The organism is Pseudarcicella hirudinis (assembly GCF_900115665.1).
Classification (GTDB): domain Bacteria; phylum Bacteroidota; class Bacteroidia; order Cytophagales; family Spirosomataceae; genus Pseudarcicella; species Pseudarcicella hirudinis.
Map to the genome: position 1 here is coordinate 336,830 of NZ_FOXH01000004.1, position 23,996 is coordinate 360,825.

Genomic DNA, 23,996 nt, shown 5'->3' on the forward strand with positions numbered 1-23,996 from the left:
TAAACTATTTCAATATGGAAACAAATCAATCTCACATGATCCGAAGAAAGGCAATTCTCAGGAAAATCTTTTATGTTTATACCATTTCAGGTATCATTTTCTGTTTGTCGTTAAAGCAAAGCTGTGCACAAACCTATGCCGAAAAATCAGGTTGGAAAAAAGGCGAAAAAGTAGTCATTTTTCATGTCGATGATGCCGGAATGTCTTATGATTCAAATGTAGGAGCCATCAAAGCACTGGATTATGGCATTGCAACCTCAGTGAGCATCATGATGCCTTGTCCATGGGTACCAGATATGCTTAAATACCTGAAAAAACATCCGGAAATTGATGCGGGCTTACACCTGACATTTAATTCGGAATGGGAAGGCTATCGCTGGGGGCCATTAACCGGTTCTGTTGGTACCTCCGGTCTGGTAGACCAGGAAAGTGTTTTCTGGAACAATGTACAGGATGTTATTGCACACGCTTCGGCAGAGGAAATCGAAGCCGAACTAAAAGCGCAATTGACGAGGGCCAGAAAAATGGGCCTCTCTCCTACTCACCTGGACACACACATGGGTGCATTATGGGCAAAACCGGATTTTCTGGAGAAATACATTCAAACCGGAATCAGGGAACATATTCCTGTTCTATTTGCTGCCGGACATGGAACTTTATTAAGGAATCAATTGCGTTCAGGCCCTTTATCAGGATTACAGCAACTGGCCAAAAATCCGGAAAATATGGAAAATGTTCTGGAGGCTATCAGAAAAAAAGGTGAACAGCTCTGGAATAACGGACTGGCTGTGGCAGATGATTTATATTTACTGAGTTATGACTGGGAAATTCCTGCGGGAGCCATTCATTCTGAAGAGAACCTTAAGAAGTTTAAAACCGAGGGTTATAAACGTTTGATAAAAGACCTGAAACCCGGTATAACAGTGGTACTTATACATTGTACACAAAGCAGTGAATCATTCAGGAATATTTCAGATTCAGGACTTACCCGGAAAGGGGATTTACTTTCTATGATGGATCCGGAATTGAAGCAATTCATTGAAAAAGAAGGCATCAGGCTTAGTAGCTGGCGGGAATTACAGCAAAGAAGAGACGCATTGCCGCATTAACCCGAATTCACTTAAAGCATTATAAACAGATGGAAAACTATAGAATCGGGATGCTTTTATTTCCTGAACTTACCTTGCTTGATTTTGTCGGGCCATATGATGTGTTTACCAAAGCTAATTGTTTTGAAATATTTGTGGTTTCTGAAAACGGCGGCATGATTAAAGCCGAAGGAGGGTTATTGATTAAAGCTGATTTCTCTTTTGAAGATTGCCCGGATACGGATATTATTTTTGTACCTGGTGGTAAAGGAATTACTCCTTTACTGAATAATCCGGTTTATATCTCATTTCTTCAGAAACAGGCTAAAACCGCAAAATATTTTACTTCTGTTTGTACCGGCTCACTACTGCTGGCGACTGCCGGATTACTGAAAGGTTACCGGGCAACTACACATTGGAGGTCTCTGGAATTATTACGCTTATTAGGGATTGAAACTTTACAGGAAAGAGTAGTAACTGACAGAAACCGGATAACAGGTGGCGGCGTTACCGCAGGAATTGATTTCGGGCTTTCACTTACAGCCCTGATTGGCGGGGAAGAATTAGCGAAATCGGTTCAGTTACAGATGGAATACACCCCGGCTCCCCCTTTTGATTCCGGTTCTCCTGAACGGGCAGAACATCATCTTGTTGAAAAAGTAAAAATACTGACAAAAACGTCCTTCGATACTCGTCTGAAAATCATTAAAGAAATCATGGAAAATGCCTGAATAGAAAAGAGGAAATGTTAAAACATTTCCTCTTTTCTGATATTTAATCCGGAAGGTTGTCTTTCTAGTAAAATCCTTTGAGCATTTTCACAAAATCATTCTCATATTCTTTCAAAGCCTTTAATAAAGCCTGCAATTCTTCATATTCGGGTGTACCCGGTTGTGCTTTGAAAATCTCATCTGCTCTTTCAGATGCCTTTTCATATTCGCCTTCGTTGTTAATTTTTATCATTTTATTGATTTATCTTTTTCACAGTTGCTCGAAAACGCGTTCCATTGATACTGCATTGCCGATTTTCTCACGCAATTCTGAAATATGAACCCGCTCCTGTTCCATAGAATCCCGATGACGGATCGTTACAGTTTCATCTTCCATAGTCTGATAATCTACTGCAATACAGAAAGGCGTTCCGATCAGATCCTGACGGGTATAACGTTTTCCGATTGCTCCGCCATCATCATATGTAGTGTTAAATGAGCGTTTCAATGAGTGGAAAATATCCTGTGCTTTTTCTGCCAGACCATCTTTCTTCACCAATGGCAATACTGCCGCTTTAATTGGCGCTACTGCGGGGTGGAATTTCAGGAATGTTCTTTCCTTCAGGTTTTCCCCTTCTCCGGTTGTCTCGTTAGTATAAGCATTACAAAGAATGGCCAGGAATAAACGATCTGCTCCGACAGAAGTTTCTACCACAAAAGGAACATAATTCCCATAAGGCTTACCATTTTCATCCAGTTCCGGATCAAAATATTGCTGTTTCTTTTTGGAAAGTGTCTGGTGAGCGCCTAAATCAAAGTCTGTACGAGAGTGAATACCTTCCATTTCCTTGAAACCAAACGGAAACTTGTATTCAATATCTACCGCAGCATTGGCATAATGCGCCAATTTTTCATGGTCATGAAATTTAAGATTCTCAGCCGGAAGACCGATTGCTTTGTGGAATTTCAGACGGGTTTCTTTCCAGTTATTATACCATTCCATTTCCGTGCCGGGGCGAACAAAAAACTGCATTTCCATTTGTTCGAATTCACGCATACGGAAAATAAAGTTTCTTGCCACAATTTCATTACGGAATGCTTTCCCAATCTGGGCAATTCCAAAAGGAATTTTCATACGACCTGATTTCTGAACGTTCAGGAAATTTACAAAAATCCCCTGGGCAGTTTCAGGACGAAGATAGATCAGACTGGCATCTTCAGAAACCGCTCCAACCTGAGTTGAGAACATCAGGTTAAACTGACGAACTTCTGTCCAGTTTAAAGTTCCGGAAATCGGGCACTTGATATTTTCATCAATAATCAGCTGACGAATGCCGTCAAGTTCACCGGCATCAAGGAATTTTGCCATTTCCTGCAACAAAGCCTTTCCTTTTTCAGGCGTTCCTTCTGCTTCATACTGTTCAGCACGTGCTTCCAGTAACTGATCAGCACGATAACGTTTTTTAGAATCCTTGTTGTCAATCATCGGATCATTGAATGAATCCACATGACCTGAAGCTTTCCAGGTAAGAGGGTGCATGAAAATTGAAGCATCAATTCCCACCACGTTATCATTCAACATCGTCATGGCTTTCCACCACAAAGTCTTAAGATTATTTTTTAACTCCACACCATTCTGTCCATAGTCATAAACGGCCTGAAGTCCATCATATATTTCAGAAGAAGGGAACACAAAACCATATTCTTTGGCATGTGAAATAATGTCTTTTAATGCAGAAGCGGTATCTTGTTGTTTTTGTTCAGCCATGATTTTAATATTCGTAAGTCTTAATATTGCAGAAAGCCTTTAAATCTCTACTGATCACCACGGACTTTCAAAATTGGATTGCCGATCTGCAAGTCCGCAAAGTTATTTCTTTTCTTCTGGAATTTTGTAATAAATACTAAACTTGGTTCGCATTAAATTAAAAATTTCATGCGAAATGAAGTCCAGTTCCCTGCGTTTTGTGTTTCATAAGACACTTTATGGGAAAGAATCACATTAAGAACACAAAGTACATAGAATCGGGGAAAGTCCGGTGGTTTATCCCTTATTCCTCATTTCATGCAAAAGCAAGAGTGTAATCGAAATCAGTCATTTAATAAGAATACCCTGAGAATAAGGTCTGAAATCATCTGCCGGAGTATTAAATCATCTTAATAAATCGTTGGTTATTTTCTTTGAATTATTTAAAGTCGTTCTACTGCTATACCTTTGTAAAAATTTTCTTTATGACTAAATTTCTGATTCTCCGTTTTTCGTCCATTGGTGATATTGTGCTGACAACTCCGGTAATCCGTTGTCTGAAAAAGCAATATCCGGAGGCGGAAGTACATTTTGCAACAAAAAAATCTTATAAAACCATTCTGGAAAATAACCCTTATGTTGATAAGCTTTTTTTGCTGGAAAACGGCCTGAATCCATTAATTTCTGAACTAAAACAAGAAAACTACGATTACATTATTGACCTGCACAACAATCTCAGAACAAGAATAATCAAGTTCAGATTAGGGAAAAAGTCTTTTAGTTTTGATAAACTCAATCTGAGAAAATGGCTTTACGTCAAATTCAAGAAAAACCTCATGCCCAATGTCCATATTGTGGACAGGTACATGAAAACGGTTGAAGATCTGGGGATTCTGAATGATAATGAAGGCTTAGATTATTTTATACCTGAGCGTGATGAGATGCCTGCCGACTGGCTTCCCGAATCACATCGTAACGGCTATACAGTATATGCCATAGGTGGTCAGCATGAAACCAAAAAGCTACCTTTGGAAAAAATGCTGGAACTTTGCCGGAATATCAAACATCCTATCGTATTGGTAGGAGGAAAAGAAGATTTTGAACAGGGCGAAAAACTAATGGCCGCTCTGGCTGGCATTTCACCGGCAGCTGCTATAATAAATACCTGCGGAAAGTGTAACCTGAATCAATCTGCTTCATTACTCAGAAATGCCGAGCTTGTTTATACGCATGATACCGGAATGATGCATGTGGCAGCAGCTTTAAAGAAAAAAGTCGTTTCTATCTGGGGAAATACGGTTCCGGAGTTTGGGATGTACCCATATCAGACTAATTTTGTGGTAGTTGAAAACAAGAATCTGCATTGCAGACCTTGCTCTAAAATCGGATTTGATAAATGTCCGGCCGGGCATTTTAAATGCATGAAAGAGATTAATCTGAATATTTCTCAGGAAAAATGAACCATAAAATTGCTAATGATCCTGATTTTTAAATTATAAAATAATAATGAAAATAAATATCGGACTTGTCCAGATGTCATGTTCAGCCAATGTAGAAGAGAACATGACGAAAGCCATAAAAGGGATTCGTGAAGCGGCTGAAAAAGGTGCTAATATCGTTTGCTTACAGGAGTTGTTCACCTCTCTTTATTTCTGTGATGTAGAAGACCATGAAAATTTCAAATTAGCAGAAGCTATTCCGGGCCCCTCAACAGAAACATTGTCGGCCGTTGCCAAAGAACTTGGGGTAGTGATTATTGCCTCATTATTTGAAAAACGTGCAGCAGGTTTGTATCATAATACTACCGCCGTTCTGGATGCAGATGGTGCTTATTTAGGAAAGTACCGTAAAATGCATATTCCTGATGATCCCGGTTATTACGAAAAATTCTATTTTACTCCTGGGGACCTGGGATACAAGGTTTTTGAGACAAAATTTGCCAGAATCGGCGTACTGATATGCTGGGATCAATGGTATCCGGAAGCTTCAAGAATCACGGCTTTGATGGGAGCAGAAGTACTCTTCTACCCTACTGCGATCGGTTGGGACACCAATGAAACGGATCCGAATATGAATCGTGAGCAATACAATGCCTGGCAAACTATTCAACGCTCACATGCCGTGGCAAATGGCGTACATGTAGTTTCAGTAAATCGCGTCGGACGAGAGGCTGATCAGCAGTTCTGGGGAGGAAGTTTTGTGGCAAATCCTTTTGGCAGTTTACTGTATCTGGGTTCTCATGACCAGGAAGAAGTCCATGTTCAGGAAATTGATCTGAATAAAACAGAATACTATCGCTCAACCTGGCCTTATCTGAGAGACCGGAGAATTGACAGTTATGATGGTATTTTAAAAAGATATATTGATTAGAGGCCATAAAGAAAGCCCTGAGATGGAGAATAAACATCTTAGGGCTTTCTTCGTTTGTCTTATTTTTAAAAACTACTTCCCGCCAAAGCCAACTGTGATACCTGCGTTGACCATAAAGAATTTGGACGAAGATTTGAAGTCAATATTACCAGCTGAGGTATTGGCTGAGTTATCTTTATTATCGAAGATAAAAGTATAACTTCCTTCGGCAAAAATTCCTAAATTTCCGATAGGAATAGCTAAACCCAGTTTAGGTCCTGCGCCAAAGTTATTCTGCTTAAAGGTTTGTTCTCCAAATCCTGTTATTTCGTATTTGAGGCTTGAGAAATACACGCCTGCCTCTGCACCTATGTATGGGCGAATACCGCTATCTGAGAAATAGTATTCTGCCATTGCTGTAACCGGTACAATTGAATTAGTTACTTTGTAACCTGTTCCCTTATTCTCTTCGCCAACTACTTTCAGTCCTACACCCAATGCAAACTGAGGACTTGCAAAGATTTTACCGTGAATACCTCCACCAAATACGCCGTCGGCGCCTTTAGCATCAGGAACAAAATAGGAGCCATGTATGCCTAAAGCAAACTGCGCTTTAGCAGATAAATTAACTAAAAACATAGCTGCGATGAATAGCGGGAGAATTAACAACTTCTTTTTCATAATGATTCTTCTGTTAAGTTTAGTTTTATAATTATTAGCAGTTGGAAGAACAGGTTAAAAAACTGTTCCGATGTGGTTATATGGATCATCGGGGTAAAAATTCCCCAGGTTTTTGTGGAATAATGAGGAAAATCCTATTTTTTTGAGGATAATTTCATTCCAATTTTATAAATTCCTGTTGAAATACAAGCAAAGTCCCCAGGTTTTTTTGAAACCCGGGGACTTTGTTTTCTTTCAATCTTTATTCAGACTACTATTAATGTGCTTCAAGCCAGTTCAGACCTACCCCCATGCCTGTTTCCATTTTTACAGGAAATTCAATGGCACTAATCATTAATTCATTGACTTTTTCCTTCAAAATTTCTAATTCCGGCTTGTAGGCATCAAAAACCAATTCATCATGAACCGTAAGAATCATTCGTGATTTCAGATTTTCGGTTTTGATAAAATTATTCACTTTTATCATCGCCACCTTAATCATATCAGCAGCAGAACCCTGAATCGGTGCGTTCACAGCATTTCGTTCCGCAAAATTGCGGTCTGTCATATTTTGGGAATTAATGTCACGAAGGTATCTTCTTCTTCCCAGAATTGTTTCTACAAAACCATTTTCCCTGGCACTCAGTACTACTTCAGACATATATCTTTTGATAGCAGGAAACTCTCTCCAGTAGCTGTCAATAATTTCTTTCGCTTCTGATCTTGAAATATCAATTTGTTGCGCAAGTCCGAAGGCTGATACCCCATAAATGATTCCAAAATTCACGGTTTTTGCTTTTCTCCTCATATCAGAAGTTACCTGGTCCAAACTTACGTTAAAAACTTTGGCTGCGGTTGTTGCGTGAATATCTCTTCCCTGGTTAAAAGCTTCAATCATTGATTCATCTTTGGCAAATGCCGCCATAATCCTTAATTCAATTTGGGAATAATCGGCAGAAAGAATCACAAAATCATCATTTTTCGGTATGAAAGCTTTCCTGATTTCTCTTCCTCTCGGTGTACGGATCGGAATATTCTGTAAGTTAGGATCCTTGCTACTCAAACGTCCTGTCACTGCAACTGCCTGCATAAAAGAAGTATGAATTCTTCCTGTCCTTGGTGAAATCAGCTGCGGCAAAGCATCTACATAAGTTGATTTTAATTTCTGTAACTCTCTGAAATCAAGTATTTTTCTGGCAATTTCATGCTCATGTTCCAGTTTAGACAGGATTTCTTCTCCCGTCATATACTGTCCGGTTTTAGTCTTTTTGGCTTTAGGGTCAAGTTTAAGTTTTTCGAATAAAATCTCACCTAATTGTTTTGGAGAACTGATGTTAAATTCTACTCCGGCAAGTTCAAAGATTCTGGTTTGTGTTTCCAGCATGTCTTTTTCCAACTCTTTAGACATCAATTTCAGAAAATCCGTATCCAGACGAACCCCTTCCATTTCTACATCTGCCAGCACCTGAGTAAGAGGCATTTCCACCTCTTCGAGAAGTTTAACCGAACTCTCATTTTTTGACAGAATTTCATGAAGAATAGGCTTCAGACGAAAAGTAATATCAGCATCTTCTGAGGCATATTCCTTAATTTTTTCAAGCTCAACCTCACGCATATTACCCTGTTTCGAGCCTTTCTTTCCAATTAATTCCTCAATTGAAACAGGAGTATAATTTAAATACGTTTCGGCCAGAATATCCATATTATGGCGTTTCTCCGGTTCAATCAGATAATGCGCCAGCATTGTGTCATATAATTTACCCTTTATTTCAACCCCATATTGGGATAAGACCATCAGGTCATATTTAATATTCTGGGCGATCTTCGTAATCTTTTCGTTTTGAAAAACCGGCTTAAATTCATCGATAATTGCCTGTGCCTCCTCCCGGTTTTCCGGAAAAGGTACGTAGAAAGCTTCTCCGGGCTGATAGGCTAAAGCCAAACCTACCAAATCAGCTTCAACAGCATCCAATGCCGTAGTTTCCGTATCAAAACAAATCTCGTCCTGTAAGCTCAAAAAGTGGATCAGACTTTGACGCAGTTCAGGCGTATTTACCAGATGGTATTGGTGTACAGAAGTATGAATATCAAGTTTAGGCGCTCTGGTTTCAAAATCTAAAGTTATATCATCCGTTTCAGAAGGAGCCAGCTTTTTCTCTTCTACCAAACCTCCGAACAAATCCATCTGCCCGTTTGACGCTGCTGCTTTAGGTTTCGTTGCAGGAGCTGCCACTGTCTCAGATGTTGTTCCGGCAGGTTCTTCCCCCAATAATCTTTTTCTCAGAGTCCGGAATTCCAGCTCGTCAAGCAACGCAGAAAGTTCTTCTTTATTGGAATCACACATTTTAAGATCTTCTTCGTCAAAAGGTACCGGAACTTCGCAATAAATGGTTGCCAGCTCTTTCGACAAAAGTCCCTGCTGGGCGAAATTCTGTACGTTTTCTTTCTGTTTGCCTTTCAGCTTATCTACATTTGCAATCAGATTTTCAACTGATCCGTATTCCTCAATGAGTTTTTGGGCTGTTTTCTCTCCGATACCCGGAATACCCGGAATATTATCAACAGCATCACCCATGAGCCCCAGAATATCGATTACCTGTCCGACCTCTTTGATCCCCCAGCGGTCACAAATCTCCTGAGGCCCCATTACCTCGACCCCTTTTCCCATGAAAGCAGGTTTATACATTTTGATGCGCTCTTCAACCAATTGCCCATAGTCTTTATCCGGTGTCATCATGTATATTTCCATATCATCATGGTCTCGGGCAGCACGCTTAGCGATAGTCCCGATAACATCATCTGCTTCATATCCGTCCAGTATCAGTAATGGAATATTCATCGCCTTTAAAAGACGTTTTACATAAGGAATGGCAATAGTAATATCCTCCGGTTGTTCCTGTCGCTGAGCCTTATAAGCCTCAAACTGAACATGTCGGAAAGTTGGCTTCGGGGTATCAAATGCCACACCGATATGCGTAGGTTTTTCTTTCGCCAATACTTCCAGTAACGTGTTAGCAAAACCAAATACGGCACTGGTATTCAAGCCTTTTGAGGTAATTCTTGGCGTTTTGGCAAATGCGAAATGAGCCCGATAAATCAAAGCCATTGCATCCAGAAGGAATAATTTTTTCATAAACTGAGATCAATAGAAATATCCGAATCTTTAAGATTTTCATTCAAATTTACCAAAAACTTATGGGACTCTGATAAAATCATCAAAATGATGGTTAATATTGTATGGATAATTATTAAAAGCTTCCATCACTTCCATAAGCAAGTAAAATCATTTATTGAGAATTATTAAACTGCTAACTTGCAGGTAATATCATCATTTAAATCATGAATACCAATATATCCTCCCTCCGGGAAAATTATACCAAAGGCTCTCTCGATGTTTCTGATGTTTTGAAAAGCCCGTTTGACCAATTCAAAAAATGGTTTGAAGAAGCTGTTTCAAGTGAATTACGGGAACCCAATGCCTTCGTACTTTCAACAGTCTCACCTGACCATAAACCTTCTTCCAGAATTCTTCTTCTTAAAGATCTGAATGAAAACGGGTTTAGCTTTTTTACCAATTATTTAAGCCGGAAAGGTACAGAACTGGCAGAAAATCCGAATGCCTGCCTTACATTTTTCTGGAATGAACTGGAAAGACAAGTAAGAATTGAAGGTATTATTGAGAAAGTTACGGTAAAGGAGTCTGATGACTATTTTAAGGTTCGCCCCAGAGGAAGCCAGATCGGAGCATGGGTTTCTAATCAAAGTATGATTATCGAAAACCGTGAGGTATTGCAAAACAGAGAAAAAGAGCTTATTACAAAATTTGAAGGACAGGAAATTCCAAGACCTCCGCATTGGGGAGGTTACAGGCTTTTACCTGAGTACATTGAATTCTGGCAGGGGCGCCCTTCCCGTCTGCACGACAGAGTGGCTTATACCCGACAAAAAGATGACCTTTGGAAAATTGAAAGGCTCTCTCCTTAAATAGGTTTTGGGAGAAAGGAAAAAGAAGCAAGACAATAAATCCCGCTTCTTTTTCCAAAATCCTACAAAAATTCCAATACAGAATTTACGCCCAGTTTTCTGTAACTGGTAAAACCTTCTCCATATTTCACCCCAATTGCATGCCCGAATTCTCTTGAGCGGGACTCAATAAATTCTAAAAATTCAGGGCTGCTTAAATAGGAACTTGGTTCGCTGGAGGATGGATCATAAAACTGAGACCTGAATGCTCTGATTGAAGCCTCTTTCTTATCCCAGAAAGCAGAGATATCTACAATAAAATCCGGAGAAATGTATCGGTCCTGAATGTAATGAAATACATTTTTCGGTCGCCAGGCTGCTTGCAAAGTCCCGTCCTCTTCAAAAGTCTCAATCATTCTCAACCCCGATTTAAAACAGGCATCTACTGCAAGAGCAGAGCCTTTCCCATGATCCGGATGCCGATCATCAATCGCATTTGCCAGCACTACTTCAGGTTGGTATCTTCTGATGACTTTAATAATCTTCATCAGATGTTCTTCATCATTTACAAAAAAACCATCCCGGAATCCAAGGTTTTCCCGTGTATGAACCCCAAGAATTTTAGTTGCTTCTGCCGATTCCGCCAGACGAATTTCAGGCGTTCCTCTTGTTCCTAATTCGCCTCTGGTAAAATCCAGAATTCCAACCTTTTTACCTTTTGCAATTTCAGCACAAATTGTTCCAGAACAGCCTAATTCCGCATCATCAGGATGAGCTGCCATTACCAGTATATCTAATTTCATCATTTTATTTAATCAACTTTATAAAACCTTCTGATTACAGTTACTTACAAAAGTACGTCAATCTATAAAAAAAGAAATAAATCTCTTAAGATTTCATCACTTCACATTTTAATCCCATTTTTAATGGATTTTAACCAAGCTCTGTGACTCACAGAGCTTAAACAGATACCCAAAACTGTGCTGTGAAACACAGTACACAGTGATATCTAATCCATAAAAAAGGGATAAAACCTTTAAGATTTCATCCCTTTCCATTTTAATTCTGATATTTTCTAATGAACCCGAAGGCGTCTTCCTACTCTTAAGGTTGAAGAAAGCTTCATTCCATTCAGTCTAGCTAGTTTTTCTACTGAAATTCCTGCTCTGTTGGCAATTGAATACAAAGTATCACCTGAGTGAGTTCTAGTCCAGGCAGTTCTGCGGACTCTTACTTTATTTCCGGCATCACCATATTCGTTTCTCAGAGAAAGTCCGTTTCTGTCAAAAACTCTTGCTGAAAGCAAAAAGTGATCACTCGGAATATCTGTAGCGTTTGGAGCAAAAGTAAATATAAACTTCGGATCAAAAGGGTTTCCCTCATAACGTGTTTCAAAGTGCAGGTGAGAACCTGTACTTCTTCCGGTGCTTCCTCCTTTTCCTATTTCATCACCTGCTTTCACATAAGCACCTGATTCCAAACCTTTATAAGACAAGTGTCCATACAATGTTTCCAGTCCGTTATAATGACGCACCACGATAAAATTACCATATCCGCCTCCATTATAACCTGCAACCCGGACGATACCATCAAATGCAGAATAAATCGGGTCTCCGGTTTCAACATCCAGATCAACTCCGGCATGCAGTCTTCCCCATCTCGGCCCAAAATTGGAAGTCAGTACTCCCTGATTAGTTGGTCCTGCCCAGAATCTGCCATTTTCCTTGTTATATAACTCTAAATCCACCACATCATCAAAATCTTTGGCATCAATTCCGTAGGGATCAATATTATTAGCATCCCAAACAGAGAAATAAGAAGCCACAGAAACAAAATCATCACTTCCGGCCGGCTGAATCTCCTCGTCAACTTCCACAACAATCGGGCTTCTTTCGTCCACAGAAGTTGTATCGAAATTACTAACCGTATTGTTTATTTCCTTGACAGGTTCAAATTTTCCGGGAGTGGAAGTTTGTTTTTCAACAGACTCATATTCATTTCTGAACTGCAACTTTGGAAGCTCGTCGAGCAGATCCTCTTTCTTTTCTTTCTCTTTATACAGTCCTGTATTATTTTTTACATCAATTTTGGGGTTCTTTTTAAAATTCCCTTTTTCCTGAGCAAAAGCACTGCAAGAAAGAAAACACAGTAAAATGAATAAAAGATTCTTTAAATGATTCATATTGAAAAATGTTAGTGGAGTGTTTTCTGTAAAATCCTTTCAATCAGCAATCAACAGAAAACTGACTATACTAATGTAATTCCTGTTCTGCCAGCCAACGCTCAGCATCAAGAGCTGCCATACAACCTGTACCCGCAGCAGTAATCGCCTGACGATAAACGTTATCCTGTGCATCACCACTGGCGAATACACCCGGAATATTGGTACGGCTTGATCCTTTTTCAGTTTTAAGATACCCTGCTTCATCCATGTCAAGAAAACCCTTGAATATATCAGTATTAGGTTTATGACCAATTGCTACAAAAAATCCTGTTACCGGAAGAACCGTTACTTCTCCTGTTTTATTATTTTTAACCTTTGCACCGTTTACGCCGGTTGTATCTCCCAAAATCTCCTCTGTTTCTGTATTCCAGTGTATTTCAATCTTAGGATTTGAAAGCACTCTTTTCTGCATAATTACAGAGGCTCTTAATTCTTCACGACGAACGATCAAATGTACTTTCGTACATAAATTCGCCAGATAACTTGCCTCTTCAGCAGCGGTATCTCCTCCCCCTACTACAGCCACTTCCTGATTACGGTAGAAGAAACCATCACAAACGGCACAGGCTGAAACACCTAAGCCATTGAATGTCTTTTCTCCTTCCAGACCAAGCCACTTAGCCGAAGCACCAGTAGCAATAATAACGGTATCTGCTTCTATTTCTTGTGTATCGTCGATGAAAACTTTCTTGGGACTAACCGAAAAATCCACTTTTGTAGCCATTCCGAACCGAACATCTGTTCCGAATCTACGGGCCTGATTTTCAAGATCCTGCATCATAGCCGGGCCATCAATTCCTTTTGGATAACCAGGGAAATTATCAACTTCAGTTGTAGTGGTTAATTGTCCTCCAGGTTGACCTCCCATGTACATTACCGGGTTCATACCTGCTCTTGCTGCATAAATTGCGGCGGTATAACCCGCCGGTCCTGAGCCTATAATTAGGCACTTAATATGGTTTGCCATTTTAATGTTTAACTGTATAAATTACTGAATGTAACTGAATCTTTTCTGAGGTTCAGAAGTAGAACAAAAAATTAACTACAAAAATTGCAGAATATTACCAGAAAGACAAATAACCCATTAAACTTCCCTGAAATCATTAAATAAGGGCATTTACCCCGCATATTTTTTTCAGAAAAACCTGGTGTCTGAATCAATCTGGTATTTTTCCAAGATATGCCTTATCGAGGTTCCGGTTAAACGCTCTTTCCACATTCTCATCTGACAGGTGAAAGGCGGATAGTCTTTTATATTTTTTTATCAAAAAGTTTATCAAAGTCAAATCACTGATTATCAACAAAAAAGAAAAAGTGAATTATTTTTTAGGGTTATAAAAAGTAGATTTTTCCAAAACAATAGAGTAATTTTAGCCCGTATTTCATCAACAATTACAGGTAATTAATAGATAATATTCGCAGAATGGTCAATAGAATCAAGGATCTCTGACCCTTTGCTTTGGCTATTTTCATTAAATCCCTGAAACAAATTCCATGAGCCAAATCTCGATCAGAAAACAAGACGCTTTAGATTATCACAGCAAAGGCCGCCCCGGCAAAATTGAAGTTATCCCAACCAAAGAAACTGCTACTCAAAGAGACCTTTCCCTAGCATACTCTCCTGGTGTTGCCGAACCATGTTTAGAAATTGCCGCAAATAACGAGAATGTATATAAATATACTGCCAAAGGAAATCTTGTCGCTGTAATTTCCAACGGAACTGCCGTTTTAGGACTGGGTAATATCGGAGCTGAAGCCAGTAAACCTGTTATGGAAGGTAAAGGGGTTTTATTCAAAATCTTTGCAGATATCGATGTTTTCGATATTGAATTAAATACTGAAGATCCGGAAGAATTAATCAGAACTGTTAAAATTCTTGAACCAACCTTCGGAGGGGTCAATCTGGAAGACATCAAATCGCCGGAATGCTTTGAAATTGAACAACGTCTCAGAAAAGAACTGAATATCCCGATTATGCATGACGACCAGCACGGGACGGCCATCATTTCCGGCGCAGCTTTACTGAACGCTTTAGAATTAGTTAACAAGAATATTGAGGATTGCAAATTTGTAATCTCCGGAGCTGGAGCTGCGGCTTTATCCTGTGCCAAATTGTACTTGCTTTTAGGAGCAAAAGTCGAAAACATGTTAATGTTCGACAAAGATGGCCTCATCTCCAAGAAACGTAATGATCTGAATAAATATGTTCAGCAGTTTGCTACTGAACAGGAAGGCATTCACTCACTGGCTGATGCTATGGCTGGTGCTGATGTATTTCTAGGGCTATCGGTGGGTAACATTGTATCGCAGGATATGATCCGTTCTATGGCCTGCGATGCGGTAGTATTCGCCATGGCTAATCCGACACCTGAAATTTCTTATGAAGATGCCGTAGCTGCCAGAGAAGACATTATCATGGCAACAGGTCGTTCTGATTATCCCAATCAGGTTAATAATGTATTAGGATTTCCATACATTTTCCGTGGGGCACTTGATGTCAGAGCCACAGAAATTGATGAAAATATGAAAATGGCAGCGGCGAAAGCCCTTGCTGAATTAGCGAAAAAACCGGTTCCGGATATCGTAAACCTTGCCTATAATGAGAAAAACCTGAGTTTTGGAAGAAATTATATCATTCCCAAACCGGTAGATCCACGCTTAATCACAACAGTAGCCCCTGCGGTAGCGAGGGCAGCAATGGAATCAGGAATTGCCCAGGCTCCTATCACCAACTGGGATGAATATGAGCAAAATTTATCAAAACGCTTAGGTCTCGACAATTCATTAATGAAATTTGTCATCAAACGTGCGAAACGTAATCCTAAACGTGTAGTTTTTGCCGATGCTGAAAACCTGAAAGTCTTAAAAGCCGTGCAGGAAGTAGTGGATGAGGGTTTTGCCATCCCGATTCTTCTTGGGAATGAAGAAAAGATTCATTCTATCATCAGTCAGAATAATCTCGATCTGAGGGATGTTGAAATCATCGATACCCGTGCTCCTGAAACGGCAGAACGTCTGAAACATTATGGTGACATTTTCTTTGGCAAGCGTAAACGAAAAGGTTACAATAATTACGAAGCGCATAAGCAGATGCAGGTAAGGAATTATTTCGCTGCCATGATGGTCGAAACCGGAGATGCCGATTGCGTAATTTCAGGTCTTACCAGAAATTATCCGGATGCCATTCGTCCGGCTTTACAGATCATCGGTCGTGAAGAAGGTGTGAAGAAAGTATCAGGTATGTACATTCTTCTTACCAAAAAAGGCCCTTTATTCTTCTCTGATACGACGGTCAACTTTAATCCGACTGTTGAGGAAATTGTTGAAATTACAGAACTTACTGCCAGAGCGGTTGAGACTTTCAATATCAAGCCGCGCATTGCCATGCTAACGTATTCCAACTTTGGTACTGCTGATGGAGAAGATGCTATAAAAATGCGGGAAGCTACAGCCATTTTGCAGAAAAAGCATCCTGAAATGATTGTTGAAGGTGAGATGCAGGCGCACCTTGCATTTGATATGGATCTGGTAAGAGAGAATTATCCATTCTCAAAACTGGCGGAAGAAGGAGCAAATACCCTTATTTTCCCGAACCTTTCTTCTGCAAACATTGCCTATAACCTTTTGAAAGAAACCGGAGACATTGAATATATCGGACCGATTCTGTTAGGTTTAAGGAAGCCGGTTCATGTACTTCAATTAGGTTCTGCGGTTCGCGAAATTGTTAATATGGTAGCTATTGCCGTAGTGGAAGCACAAACAAAATAGTAAGTAAATCTACTAAAAGGACGGCTTTTTAAGGAAAGTCGTCCTTTTTTTATGCAATCTTTCAAAAAATAATCCGGAAGCATTCATCGTTCACAAAAAGGCATAATATTTGTTCTGAAAATCTGTAATAAATTCGTAAAATCCCAGGTATTAATTTATGAAAAATTACCGGTAATGCTCTTGCCCTTTCAAAGGCATTTTACGTAATTTAGTTATCAGATTCTGTTCAAAACTCTTTTACTTTTAAAGTCTGAATTATTAACAACACTAGTTGCTGGCATATATATGAAACTCCCGATCTTACCGAGTAATGAAGTAGAGAGATTAAATGTTTTAAAGGATTATAGCATTCTGGATACCCTTCCTGAGAAGGATTTTGATGATATTACCAAAATTGCCTCCGAGATCTGTCAGACACCTATCTCTCTGGTTAGTTTAATAGATGAAAAAAGGCAGTGGTTTAAGTCTTCTTTTGGCTTAAATACCCGTGAAACTCCCAGAGAGGTTTCCTTTTGTGCACACGCCATTATTACGCCTGAGGAGTCTTTTATCATTCCGGATGCCACAAAAGATGAGCGTTTTTTTGATAATCCCCTGACAACCGGAGCGCCTTATGTTATTTTCTATGCAGGTATTCCCCTTGTCAATTCAGACGGATTTCCCTTTGGTACTTTATGTGTAATTGACAGTAAACCGAAGAATCTTACCGAAGAACAGGTCATCGCGCTGAAAGCACTGGCAAATCAGGTTATGAGTCAGCTTGAGCTTCGTAAAAAAGCGCTTAATCTTCAGCAAATCAGGAATACTCTTGAGAAAAAGAATGAAGAATTAGTGTTGGCAAAATCCAATCTGGAAGAAGCGCTGAAGGCCAAATCCATCTTTCTTTCCATGATGAGCCATGAAATCAGAACACCGCTTCATGCTATTCTCGGAAACATTCAGTTATTACTGGAAGAATCTCCAAGGCCGGATCAGGAACAACCACTCAAAGTTTTGAAATTTACCGGAGAAACGCTCCTGTCTATTCTCAACGACATTCTTGATTTCAGTAAAATCGAAGCCGGGAAAGTTGATCTTGAAGAGATTCAGCTGGATATTCATAATTTAATTGAAAATATCATTACAATCAATCTCCAAAAAGCGCAGGAAAGAGGAAATGTGATTACCGCAATGATTGACCCCGGGATTAAACCGGATTTATTGGGAGATCCTACCAGATTGGTGCAGATTATCAATAACCTGGTTTCAAATGCTGTAAAATTCACTCAAAACGGTGAAATTGCTATCAAAGCTATTCTGATAGAAAACAGTGCCGGATTTAATACTGTTTCTTTTCAGATTTCAGACACTGGGATTGGTATCGAAAAAGAGGCTCTTTCCAGGATTTTTGAGGAATTCTCCCAGGCGTCCAATAAAACAACCCGTAAATTTGGTGGTACCGGATTGGGACTGACAATTACCAAGAAGTTATTATCTCTGTTTAAAAGTGATTTGAGAGTTACAAGCGAACTGGGAACCGGGTCTATTTTCTCTTTTGATCTGACCTTCAAAAAAGGCATAAAAAAAGCACCAAAAGCCGAACCTGAGGCTCCAAAAGATTTCACTGGTTTTAAAGTACTTGCAGTTGATGATAATGAAATCAACCTGAAACTGATCTCACATAATCTTACAAAAAAGGGTATTATCGTTTCGAAATTCATTTCTCCGATTGATGCACTTGAATCTGCAAAATCTGAAAAGTACGATCTTTTATTACTGGATCTCCAAATGCCGGAGATGAGTGGTTTTGAGCTTTGTGCTGAAATCAGGAAGTTTTCTCCGGATATTCCGATTATTGCCACTTCTGCGGATAACACCAGGGAAACCTCTGAAGAAGTTGTCAGGGCAGGTATGAACGACAGCCTTCCGAAACCACATACCGACAAAGACCTTTTAAGGGTTTTATCGAAATATCTGGTAAAAACATCTGTTTCCTGATACATATTCCCCGGTCTTGTATCTGTTTTACCCTTCAATCAGAAACAGATACAGTACCGTTTATTCCCTTTGACAAGCCTGCGCCGGGTTAATTTTAATATTCCTCTCCAACCTCATTTACCTGAAAATGAAGATTAGTTGCCTGAAATTCTCAGGGAAGAAGTAATTTTGCATAAATTTCAAACTAAGAACAGTGTAAATGGAAATGTTAAAAGAATCTCCAACGCAAACTCTTCCGGTAATGGAAGCCTTTTATACCCTTCAAGGGGAAGGTTTTCATCAGGGAAAAGCAGCCTACTTTATTCGATTGGGCGGTTGTGATGTTGGTTGCCATTGGTGTGATGTGAAAGAATCATGGGACATAAATGCCCATCCTCATTTTTCTATAGAGCAAATCGTCGCAGAAGCAGCTCAGCACGAAGGACGCCTGGCCGTTGTAACCGGAGGCGAACCCTTAATGCATAATTTAGATGAGCTTACAAAAGCGCTGCATCAGGCTGGTATTCAGACGAATATTGAAACTTCCGGTGTATGTGAAACTGTGAGTGGAGATTGGGACTGGATTTGCTTTTCACCGAAAAAATTCAAATCTCCTAATCCTGATATTTTCCGGAAGGCTCATGAGTTGAAGGTTATTGTTTATAATCAAAGCGATTTTGAATGGGCGGAGTCTTTTGCCGAAAAAGTTTCGGAAAACTGCATCCTTTATCTGCAACCTGAATGGGGTCGCCAGGAGGTAATGCTGCCTCAGATAATTGAATACATCAAGCACAATCCTGCCTGGAGAATTTCGTTACAAGTTCATAAGTTTATGAATATTCCTTAATAGCTGGTGTTTAGTGGATTGAGATGTTTCTGTTTCTCTGTGGATTTCAGGGAATTTTGCATAAATTTTATAAATCCGTTTTGTCAGACAACATGAAAAGATAATTTAATCATAAGATTATCAATCCATTAAACCCCAAAACTATGCATTCCAGAGTTCCTGCATATTTTATCAGAGGCTTTTTCATTCTTTCTACCGTATTTTTTACTTCTCAGACATTAAAAGCACAGACTGTTCTTTCTTCTTCCAATAAGAAGGCTGTTGCCGCTTATGAAAAAGGGCTTTCTGCTTTACAAAACCGTAAAATTGATGAGGCTTTTTCTGAATTTGAAGAAGCCATTGAAAAAGATGACCTTTTTGCAGAACCCTATTTTCAACTGGGTAAACTTTATGAACAGTCCCGCCAGTTTGGTAATGCTATCCTGAACTACGAAAAAGCTATCAATGCCAAAGAAAACTCCTCCGTTAAAGAAATGGCTTCACAGCAAGTCGGGCTTTTATATCTTAAAAAAGGAGAATATGAAAGTGCGCTGGTTAATCTTGAAAGAGGGAAACCCTCTGTAACTGCCTCAAATGCTAAACGTTATCAGCTTCGTCTGGATAATTGCAAATTTGCATTGGAAACATTGAAAACGCCTCTGGTAATTAATCCGGTTGAGCTTCCTGATCAGATTAATGCATTTAAATCCCAGTATTTCCCGGCACTGACCGCTGACCGTGAAAAGCTGATCTATACCGGACAAGATCCTGAAACGGGAGATGAGAATTTATACATTTCAGATTTTAAAGAAGGAAACTGGTCTGCTCCCCAATCACTTTCAGATAAAATTAATTCCACCCAGAACGAAGGCACTGCAAGTATCTCTGCTGATGGCAGAATTCTTGTATTCACGTCCTGCAACGGCCGCAAAAGTTTTGGTTCCTGTGACTTATTTATTTCATTTAAACAAGGGACAGAATGGTCTAATCCACAGAATTTAGGCTCAAATATCAATTCCCCGGAATGGGATTCACAACCTTCTCTCTCCGCAGACGGAAGAACCTTATATTTTGTATCGGATCGCCAGGGCGGATTGGGAAAAAGAGATATCTGGGTAAGTAAATCTGACTCCACAGGGCAATGGAGTAAAGCTAAAAACCTGGGAAACATAATCAATACTTATGAAGATGACCTTTCTCCTTTTATTCATGCCAATGGAAAAACACTCTTCTTTTCCTCAGAAGGGCATATTGGAATGGGAGGTCTGGATCTGTATTTCTCGGAAAACTTAGGGACAGATACCTGGAAAAAACCTGAGAATCTTGGATATCCGATCAATACACATGAAGATCAGGTAGCGTTATTCATTACTGCTGATGGCAAAAAAGGCTATTACTCGGTAGAAAAAGAGCAGAACAATAAACGAAGAGCTGCGAAACTTGTTGAAATTGATTTACCGGAAGTTTTACAGAATAAGTTTAAAAGAACTTTTTATCTGAAGGGAAATGTTTCGGATGCCTTAACCAAACAGAAGATAAAGGCTGACATTGAGCTCATAAACCTCAAAACCAATGAGTTAATCGGAAAATTCAGCTCTGATCCTCAAAGTGGAAATTATATTTCTGTTCTTACAAATGGCGGAGAATATGGGGTATTTGTCAGCAAAGCAGGTTATTTCTTCAAAAGTCTGAATTTTGATTTTTCCCAGCAAAATGCAAAAGACAAAATTCTGGACATCCAGCTTGAGCCTATCCAGAAAAATGCGCATGAGGTTCTGAATAATATCTTTTTTGATTCAGGAAAATGGGATATAAAACCCGAGTCTGTCTCTGAATTAGATAAACTCATCAAGCTGTTAAAAGCAAACTCCAGTATTTCGGTGGAAATTTCGGGGCATACAGATGACGTTGGTAAAGAAGCTGATAATCTGGCTCTTTCGAAAAAAAGAGCCCAGTCTGTCGTAGATTATCTTGCCAAAAATGGCGTAAATATTGCAAAAATTAAGATCGAAGGATATGGGAAATCCCGCCCTATTGCAGAAAATACTTCGGAAGAAAATCGAAAATTAAACCGTAGAATTGAAATTAAATTTTTCTGAACTATCTCGGCTTGTTAAGCACCGTAGAATCAGCACGTACTCTTCCTTCATTCTCTTTATATATTTTCACAAAAGTCTGACCTGAATCCGGTTCTTTTCCGGAAGACCGGATACTTTTATGAATATTTTCGGAAGAAACAGCTGAAGCTCCCACTTCTTTAACCTGTTGATTTTCTGACACTTTATCTTTTGATGTGTTTTCAGCAACCGGAGAAAATTTAGTTTCAGCATCAGGTATATCTGTTGAATCTAATCTCATTCTGCCATCTTTATCCATGGTCAATTTGACAAAATGATGTTTAATACTTTCCTCTTTTGATGCCTCAGGCGCTTTGGTCACATCCGCAATCAATGAATCAGATTTTTCTTTTTCTTCCACCACCAAAACTCTTCCTTCCTTCATAACCACTTTTACAGGAGCATATTGCTTAAATTCAAGGTTAAACTCTCCTTTCTGGCTTGCGGTATAATTTGGAATGGTGTATGCAGGATTATCCATACCGATAATTTTGATTTTTACAGAAGCGATTCCACTTTGAAGCAAATCAATATCTCTGGCAGCCGCATAAGAAAGGTCAATCATTCTGTCAGCCACAAATGGACCTCTGTCATTGACTTTAACAATAGTCATTTTACCAGTTTCGGTATTTGTTACTTCCAGAAAAGTATTGAAGGGTAAATCGAGGTGGGCGGCGGTGTAACAATCTTTTTGATAACGTTCACCATTTGAAGTCACTTTACCATGCAGGTAATCGGCGTAATATGAAGCTTTTCCATAGAATTCTTCTCCAATCTGCGCCATCGTCGGGAGTGTCAGTAATAAAAAAGGCACGACCCAACTGAATGTTTTGAATATCTTCATGAATTATCAGCTATATGTATCGGATTTTATTGTAAATGAGCAACATATCATTTACTCTTGCGAATCCGCTTACATCATTTATGGTTTGATCAAAGAATACTGGTAAAAATGAAATCTCCGGAAAGTCTTCAATTTATAAAACCAGGAAAATTTAAAACGTGGTATTTTCTATTATTATTATTTCCCTCTCATCTATTTTTCTAAAGAATGGGAAAAACTGAAATGCAATGAGCAATCATAAAATAAATAGTCACCCTCTCAAACCTGCTAATAACAAAAGTAGGTGCTTTGATCGAGAATCAAGCACCTGCTCTTTGAAAATTACTATATTTTACAAAAAATATTCAATTATATTTTCTGATTATGACATTTGTCATACTTATTTACGATTTGCGACGTCCACATATTCTCTGGCAGTAGCGCCAACATACACCTGACGAGGACGACCGATAGGCTCTTTGTTAGCACGCATTTCTTTCCATTGGGCAATCCAGCCCGGAAGACGACCAATTGCAAACATTACTGTAAACATATTAGTCGGAATACCTAAGGCGCGGTAGATAATTCCTGAATAGAAATCCACATTCGGATAAAGTTTACGTGCCACGAAATATTCATCATTAAGAGCTGCTTCCTCTAATTTCTTGGCAATTTCAAGAACCGGATCATTCACTCCTAATTTAGATAATACGTCATCAGCTGCTTTTTTGATGATTCTGGCACGCGGGTCAAAGTTTTTATAAACACGGTGACCAAAGCCCATCAAACGGAAGCCTGAATTTTTATCTTTTGCCATAGCAATGTACTTGTCGGTATCACCGCCATCAGCTTTAATATCTTCAAGCATTTCGATAACTTCCTGGTTTGCACCACCATGCAGAGGTCCTGAAAGTGCATTTATACCTGCTGAAATAGAAGCATAAAGACTGGCCTGAGAAGAACCAACCAAACGAACTGTTGAAGTTGAACAGTTTTGTTCGTGGTCAGCATGAAGAATCAATAATTTATTTAAGGCCGCTGAAACAACCGGATCAACCTGATATGCTGCTACAGGAAGAGCAAACATCATATTGAGGAAGTTAGAGCAGTAATCCAATGAATTATTCGGATAATTTACCGGATGACCCTGAGATTTTTTATATGACCAGGTTGCCATAGAAGGCATTTTTGCCAATAAGCGAATGATATTAAGATCATCAGAACCTGCTTTTTCACCGGTATAGAAGGCAGACATTGCGCAAACCAAAGCTGATAAAACTCCCATCGGATGGGCATTTACCGGAAATCCTTCGAAGATTTTACGCATATCTTCATTAACAATTGTATGCATTTTGATATCATCTTCAAATGCAGCATATTGTTCTGAAGTTGGTAACTCTCCGTAAATCAACAAGTAAGCCACTTCAAGAAATGAAGCTTTCTCTGCCAATTCTTCAATAGAATAACCTCTATAGCGTAAGATTCCTTCTTCTCCGTCTAAAAACGTTATGGCACTTTTTGTAGCACCGGTGTTTTTGTAACCTGAGTCGATTGTGATATACCCTGTCTCGTCACGGAGTTTGGCAATATCTATCGCTTTTTCGTTTTCTGTTCCGGTAATTACCGGAAACTTATACTGTTTACCATCAAACGTGAGTTCTGCAAAATCTGACATAATCTATATTTTCTTCGGCTTAACCTTGTTTTTGTGATTGTTTATTTTGTTGATACGAAATTACTTGAAAAAAATCAAAGTTACTCGTTC

Annotated in this window: 18 protein-coding genes; 9 read left to right on the top strand and 9 right to left on the bottom strand. The window is 39.3% G+C overall.

The window, feature by feature from the left end; all coding sequences use genetic code 11:
• Window positions 1–14: 14 nt before the first annotated feature.
• Window positions 15–1,109, top strand: a complete 1,095-nt coding sequence (locus BM179_RS09590) for a polysaccharide deacetylase family protein (RefSeq protein WP_229632930.1) — start codon at window positions 15–17, stop codon at window positions 1,107–1,109.
• A 29-nt stretch (window positions 1,110–1,138) separates the two neighbouring features.
• The gene (locus BM179_RS09595; RefSeq protein WP_092015882.1) at window positions 1,139–1,819 is read left to right on the top strand and encodes a DJ-1/PfpI family protein; all 681 of its coding nucleotides are present in this window, start codon (window positions 1,139–1,141) and stop codon (window positions 1,817–1,819) included.
• Between the two features lie 64 nt (window positions 1,820–1,883).
• Here the strand turns inward: BM179_RS09595 and BM179_RS25270 are convergent, their stop codons facing one another.
• Entirely contained in the window at window positions 1,884–2,051 is a 168-nt protein-coding gene (locus BM179_RS25270; RefSeq protein ID WP_177219333.1) for a hypothetical protein, read from the bottom strand.
• An 18-nt stretch (window positions 2,052–2,069) separates the two neighbouring features.
• The gene (locus BM179_RS09600; RefSeq protein WP_092015885.1) at window positions 2,070–3,566 is read right to left on the bottom strand and encodes a glycine--tRNA ligase; all 1,497 of its coding nucleotides are present in this window, start codon (window positions 3,564–3,566) and stop codon (window positions 2,070–2,072) included.
• Between the two features lie 464 nt (window positions 3,567–4,030).
• Between BM179_RS09600 and BM179_RS09605 the strand changes: the two genes are divergently transcribed.
• Window positions 4,031–5,005: a glycosyltransferase family 9 protein gene (locus BM179_RS09605; protein WP_092015888.1), complete on the top strand. Its 975-nt coding sequence runs from the start codon at window positions 4,031–4,033 to the stop codon at window positions 5,003–5,005.
• Between the two features lie 40 nt (window positions 5,006–5,045).
• The gene (locus BM179_RS09610) at window positions 5,046–5,915 is read left to right on the top strand and encodes a carbon-nitrogen hydrolase (RefSeq protein WP_092015891.1); all 870 of its coding nucleotides are present in this window, start codon (window positions 5,046–5,048) and stop codon (window positions 5,913–5,915) included.
• A gap of 72 nt (window positions 5,916–5,987) precedes the next feature.
• On the opposite strand, the gene BM179_RS09615 is transcribed toward BM179_RS09610, so the two are convergent.
• Window positions 5,988–6,575: an OmpW family outer membrane protein gene (locus BM179_RS09615; RefSeq protein ID WP_092015894.1), complete on the bottom strand. Its 588-nt coding sequence runs from the start codon at window positions 6,573–6,575 to the stop codon at window positions 5,988–5,990.
• A gap of 256 nt (window positions 6,576–6,831) precedes the next feature.
• Window positions 6,832–9,687 carry a DNA polymerase I gene (gene polA / locus BM179_RS09620; RefSeq protein ID WP_092015897.1) on the bottom strand — a complete coding sequence of 952 codons (2,856 nt, stop codon included), beginning with the start codon at window positions 9,685–9,687 and terminating at the stop codon, window positions 6,832–6,834.
• A gap of 206 nt (window positions 9,688–9,893) precedes the next feature.
• Between polA and pdxH the strand changes: the two genes are divergently transcribed.
• Window positions 9,894–10,538: a pyridoxamine 5'-phosphate oxidase gene (pdxH, locus tag BM179_RS09625; protein ID WP_092015900.1), complete on the top strand. Its 645-nt coding sequence runs from the start codon at window positions 9,894–9,896 to the stop codon at window positions 10,536–10,538.
• Between the two features lie 62 nt (window positions 10,539–10,600).
• On the opposite strand, the gene bshB1 is transcribed toward pdxH, so the two are convergent.
• The 3 genes from bshB1 to trxB all read right to left on the bottom strand — a co-directional run bounded on the left by bshB1 (window position 10,601) and on the right by trxB (window position 13,708).
• Window positions 10,601–11,320, bottom strand: a complete 720-nt coding sequence (gene bshB1, locus BM179_RS09630) for a bacillithiol biosynthesis deacetylase BshB1 (protein WP_092016199.1) — start codon at window positions 11,318–11,320, stop codon at window positions 10,601–10,603.
• A gap of 272 nt (window positions 11,321–11,592) precedes the next feature.
• Window positions 11,593–12,699 carry a peptidoglycan DD-metalloendopeptidase family protein gene (locus tag BM179_RS09635; RefSeq protein WP_092015902.1) on the bottom strand — a complete coding sequence of 369 codons (1,107 nt, stop codon included), beginning with the start codon at window positions 12,697–12,699 and terminating at the stop codon, window positions 11,593–11,595.
• Between the two features lie 70 nt (window positions 12,700–12,769).
• Window positions 12,770–13,708, bottom strand: coding sequence for a thioredoxin-disulfide reductase (gene trxB, locus BM179_RS09640; RefSeq protein ID WP_092015905.1), 939 nt, complete (start codon window positions 13,706–13,708; stop codon window positions 12,770–12,772).
• 527 nt (window positions 13,709–14,235) lie between these two features.
• On the opposite strand from trxB, the gene BM179_RS09645 reads away from it, so the two are divergent.
• The 4 genes from BM179_RS09645 to BM179_RS09660 all read left to right on the top strand — a co-directional run bounded on the left by BM179_RS09645 (window position 14,236) and on the right by BM179_RS09660 (window position 21,390).
• Window positions 14,236–16,509, top strand: coding sequence for an NADP-dependent malic enzyme (locus BM179_RS09645; RefSeq protein WP_092015908.1), 2,274 nt, complete (start codon window positions 14,236–14,238; stop codon window positions 16,507–16,509).
• 285 nt (window positions 16,510–16,794) lie between these two features.
• On the top strand, window positions 16,795–18,486 hold the full coding sequence (locus tag BM179_RS09650) for a GAF domain-containing hybrid sensor histidine kinase/response regulator (RefSeq protein ID WP_092015912.1): 1,692 nt from the start codon (window positions 16,795–16,797) through the stop codon (window positions 18,484–18,486).
• A gap of 199 nt (window positions 18,487–18,685) precedes the next feature.
• Entirely contained in the window at window positions 18,686–19,312 is a 627-nt protein-coding gene (locus BM179_RS09655; protein WP_374754575.1) for a 7-carboxy-7-deazaguanine synthase QueE, read from the top strand.
• 143 nt (window positions 19,313–19,455) lie between these two features.
• A complete protein-coding gene (locus BM179_RS09660; protein WP_092015914.1) occupies window positions 19,456–21,390 on the top strand; it encodes an OmpA family protein in 1,935 nt (644 codons plus the stop codon).
• A 1-nt stretch (window position 21,391) separates the two neighbouring features.
• Here the strand turns inward: BM179_RS09660 and BM179_RS09665 are convergent, their stop codons facing one another.
• Together BM179_RS09665 and BM179_RS09670 are read right to left on the bottom strand one after the other, a co-directional pair.
• Window positions 21,392–22,252: a septal ring lytic transglycosylase RlpA family protein gene (locus BM179_RS09665; protein ID WP_092015917.1), complete on the bottom strand. Its 861-nt coding sequence runs from the start codon at window positions 22,250–22,252 to the stop codon at window positions 21,392–21,394.
• Window positions 22,253–22,631: 379 nt separating this feature from the next.
• On the bottom strand, window positions 22,632–23,906 hold the full coding sequence (locus tag BM179_RS09670) for a citrate synthase (RefSeq protein WP_092015920.1): 1,275 nt from the start codon (window positions 23,904–23,906) through the stop codon (window positions 22,632–22,634).
• Window positions 23,907–23,996 lie beyond the last annotated feature (90 nt).

What these genes read in the sequence shown, in the direction of transcription:
- BM179_RS09600 (WP_092015885.1), bottom strand. Translation starts at nt 3,566, where the DNA reads ATGGCTGAACAAAAACAACAAGATACCGCTTCTGCATTAAAAGACATT.
- BM179_RS09650 (WP_092015912.1), top strand. Translation starts at nt 16,795, where the DNA reads ATGAAACTCCCGATCTTACCGAGTAATGAAGTAGAGAGATTAAATGTT.
- bshB1 (WP_092016199.1), bottom strand. Translation starts at nt 11,320, where the DNA reads ATGAAATTAGATATACTGGTAATGGCAGCTCATCCTGATGATGCGGAA.
- BM179_RS09670 (WP_092015920.1), bottom strand. Translation starts at nt 23,906, where the DNA reads ATGTCAGATTTTGCAGAACTCACGTTTGATGGTAAACAGTATAAGTTT.
- BM179_RS09590 (WP_229632930.1), top strand. Translation starts at nt 15, where the DNA reads ATGGAAACAAATCAATCTCACATGATCCGAAGAAAGGCAATTCTCAGG.
- BM179_RS09645 (WP_092015908.1), top strand. Translation starts at nt 14,236, where the DNA reads ATGAGCCAAATCTCGATCAGAAAACAAGACGCTTTAGATTATCACAGC.
- pdxH (WP_092015900.1), top strand. Translation starts at nt 9,894, where the DNA reads ATGAATACCAATATATCCTCCCTCCGGGAAAATTATACCAAAGGCTCT.
- BM179_RS25270 (WP_177219333.1), bottom strand. Translation starts at nt 2,051, where the DNA reads ATGATAAAAATTAACAACGAAGGCGAATATGAAAAGGCATCTGAAAGA.
- BM179_RS09665 (WP_092015917.1), bottom strand. Translation starts at nt 22,252, where the DNA reads ATGAAGATATTCAAAACATTCAGTTGGGTCGTGCCTTTTTTATTACTG.
- trxB (WP_092015905.1), bottom strand. Translation starts at nt 13,708, where the DNA reads ATGGCAAACCATATTAAGTGCCTAATTATAGGCTCAGGACCGGCGGGT.
- BM179_RS09635 (WP_092015902.1), bottom strand. Translation starts at nt 12,699, where the DNA reads ATGAATCATTTAAAGAATCTTTTATTCATTTTACTGTGTTTTCTTTCT.
- BM179_RS09605 (WP_092015888.1), top strand. Translation starts at nt 4,031, where the DNA reads ATGACTAAATTTCTGATTCTCCGTTTTTCGTCCATTGGTGATATTGTG.
- BM179_RS09595 (WP_092015882.1), top strand. Translation starts at nt 1,139, where the DNA reads ATGGAAAACTATAGAATCGGGATGCTTTTATTTCCTGAACTTACCTTG.
- BM179_RS09660 (WP_092015914.1), top strand. Translation starts at nt 19,456, where the DNA reads ATGCATTCCAGAGTTCCTGCATATTTTATCAGAGGCTTTTTCATTCTT.
- polA (WP_092015897.1), bottom strand. Translation starts at nt 9,687, where the DNA reads ATGAAAAAATTATTCCTTCTGGATGCAATGGCTTTGATTTATCGGGCT.
- BM179_RS09615 (WP_092015894.1), bottom strand. Translation starts at nt 6,575, where the DNA reads ATGAAAAAGAAGTTGTTAATTCTCCCGCTATTCATCGCAGCTATGTTT.
- BM179_RS09655 (WP_374754575.1), top strand. Translation starts at nt 18,686, where the DNA reads ATGGAAATGTTAAAAGAATCTCCAACGCAAACTCTTCCGGTAATGGAA.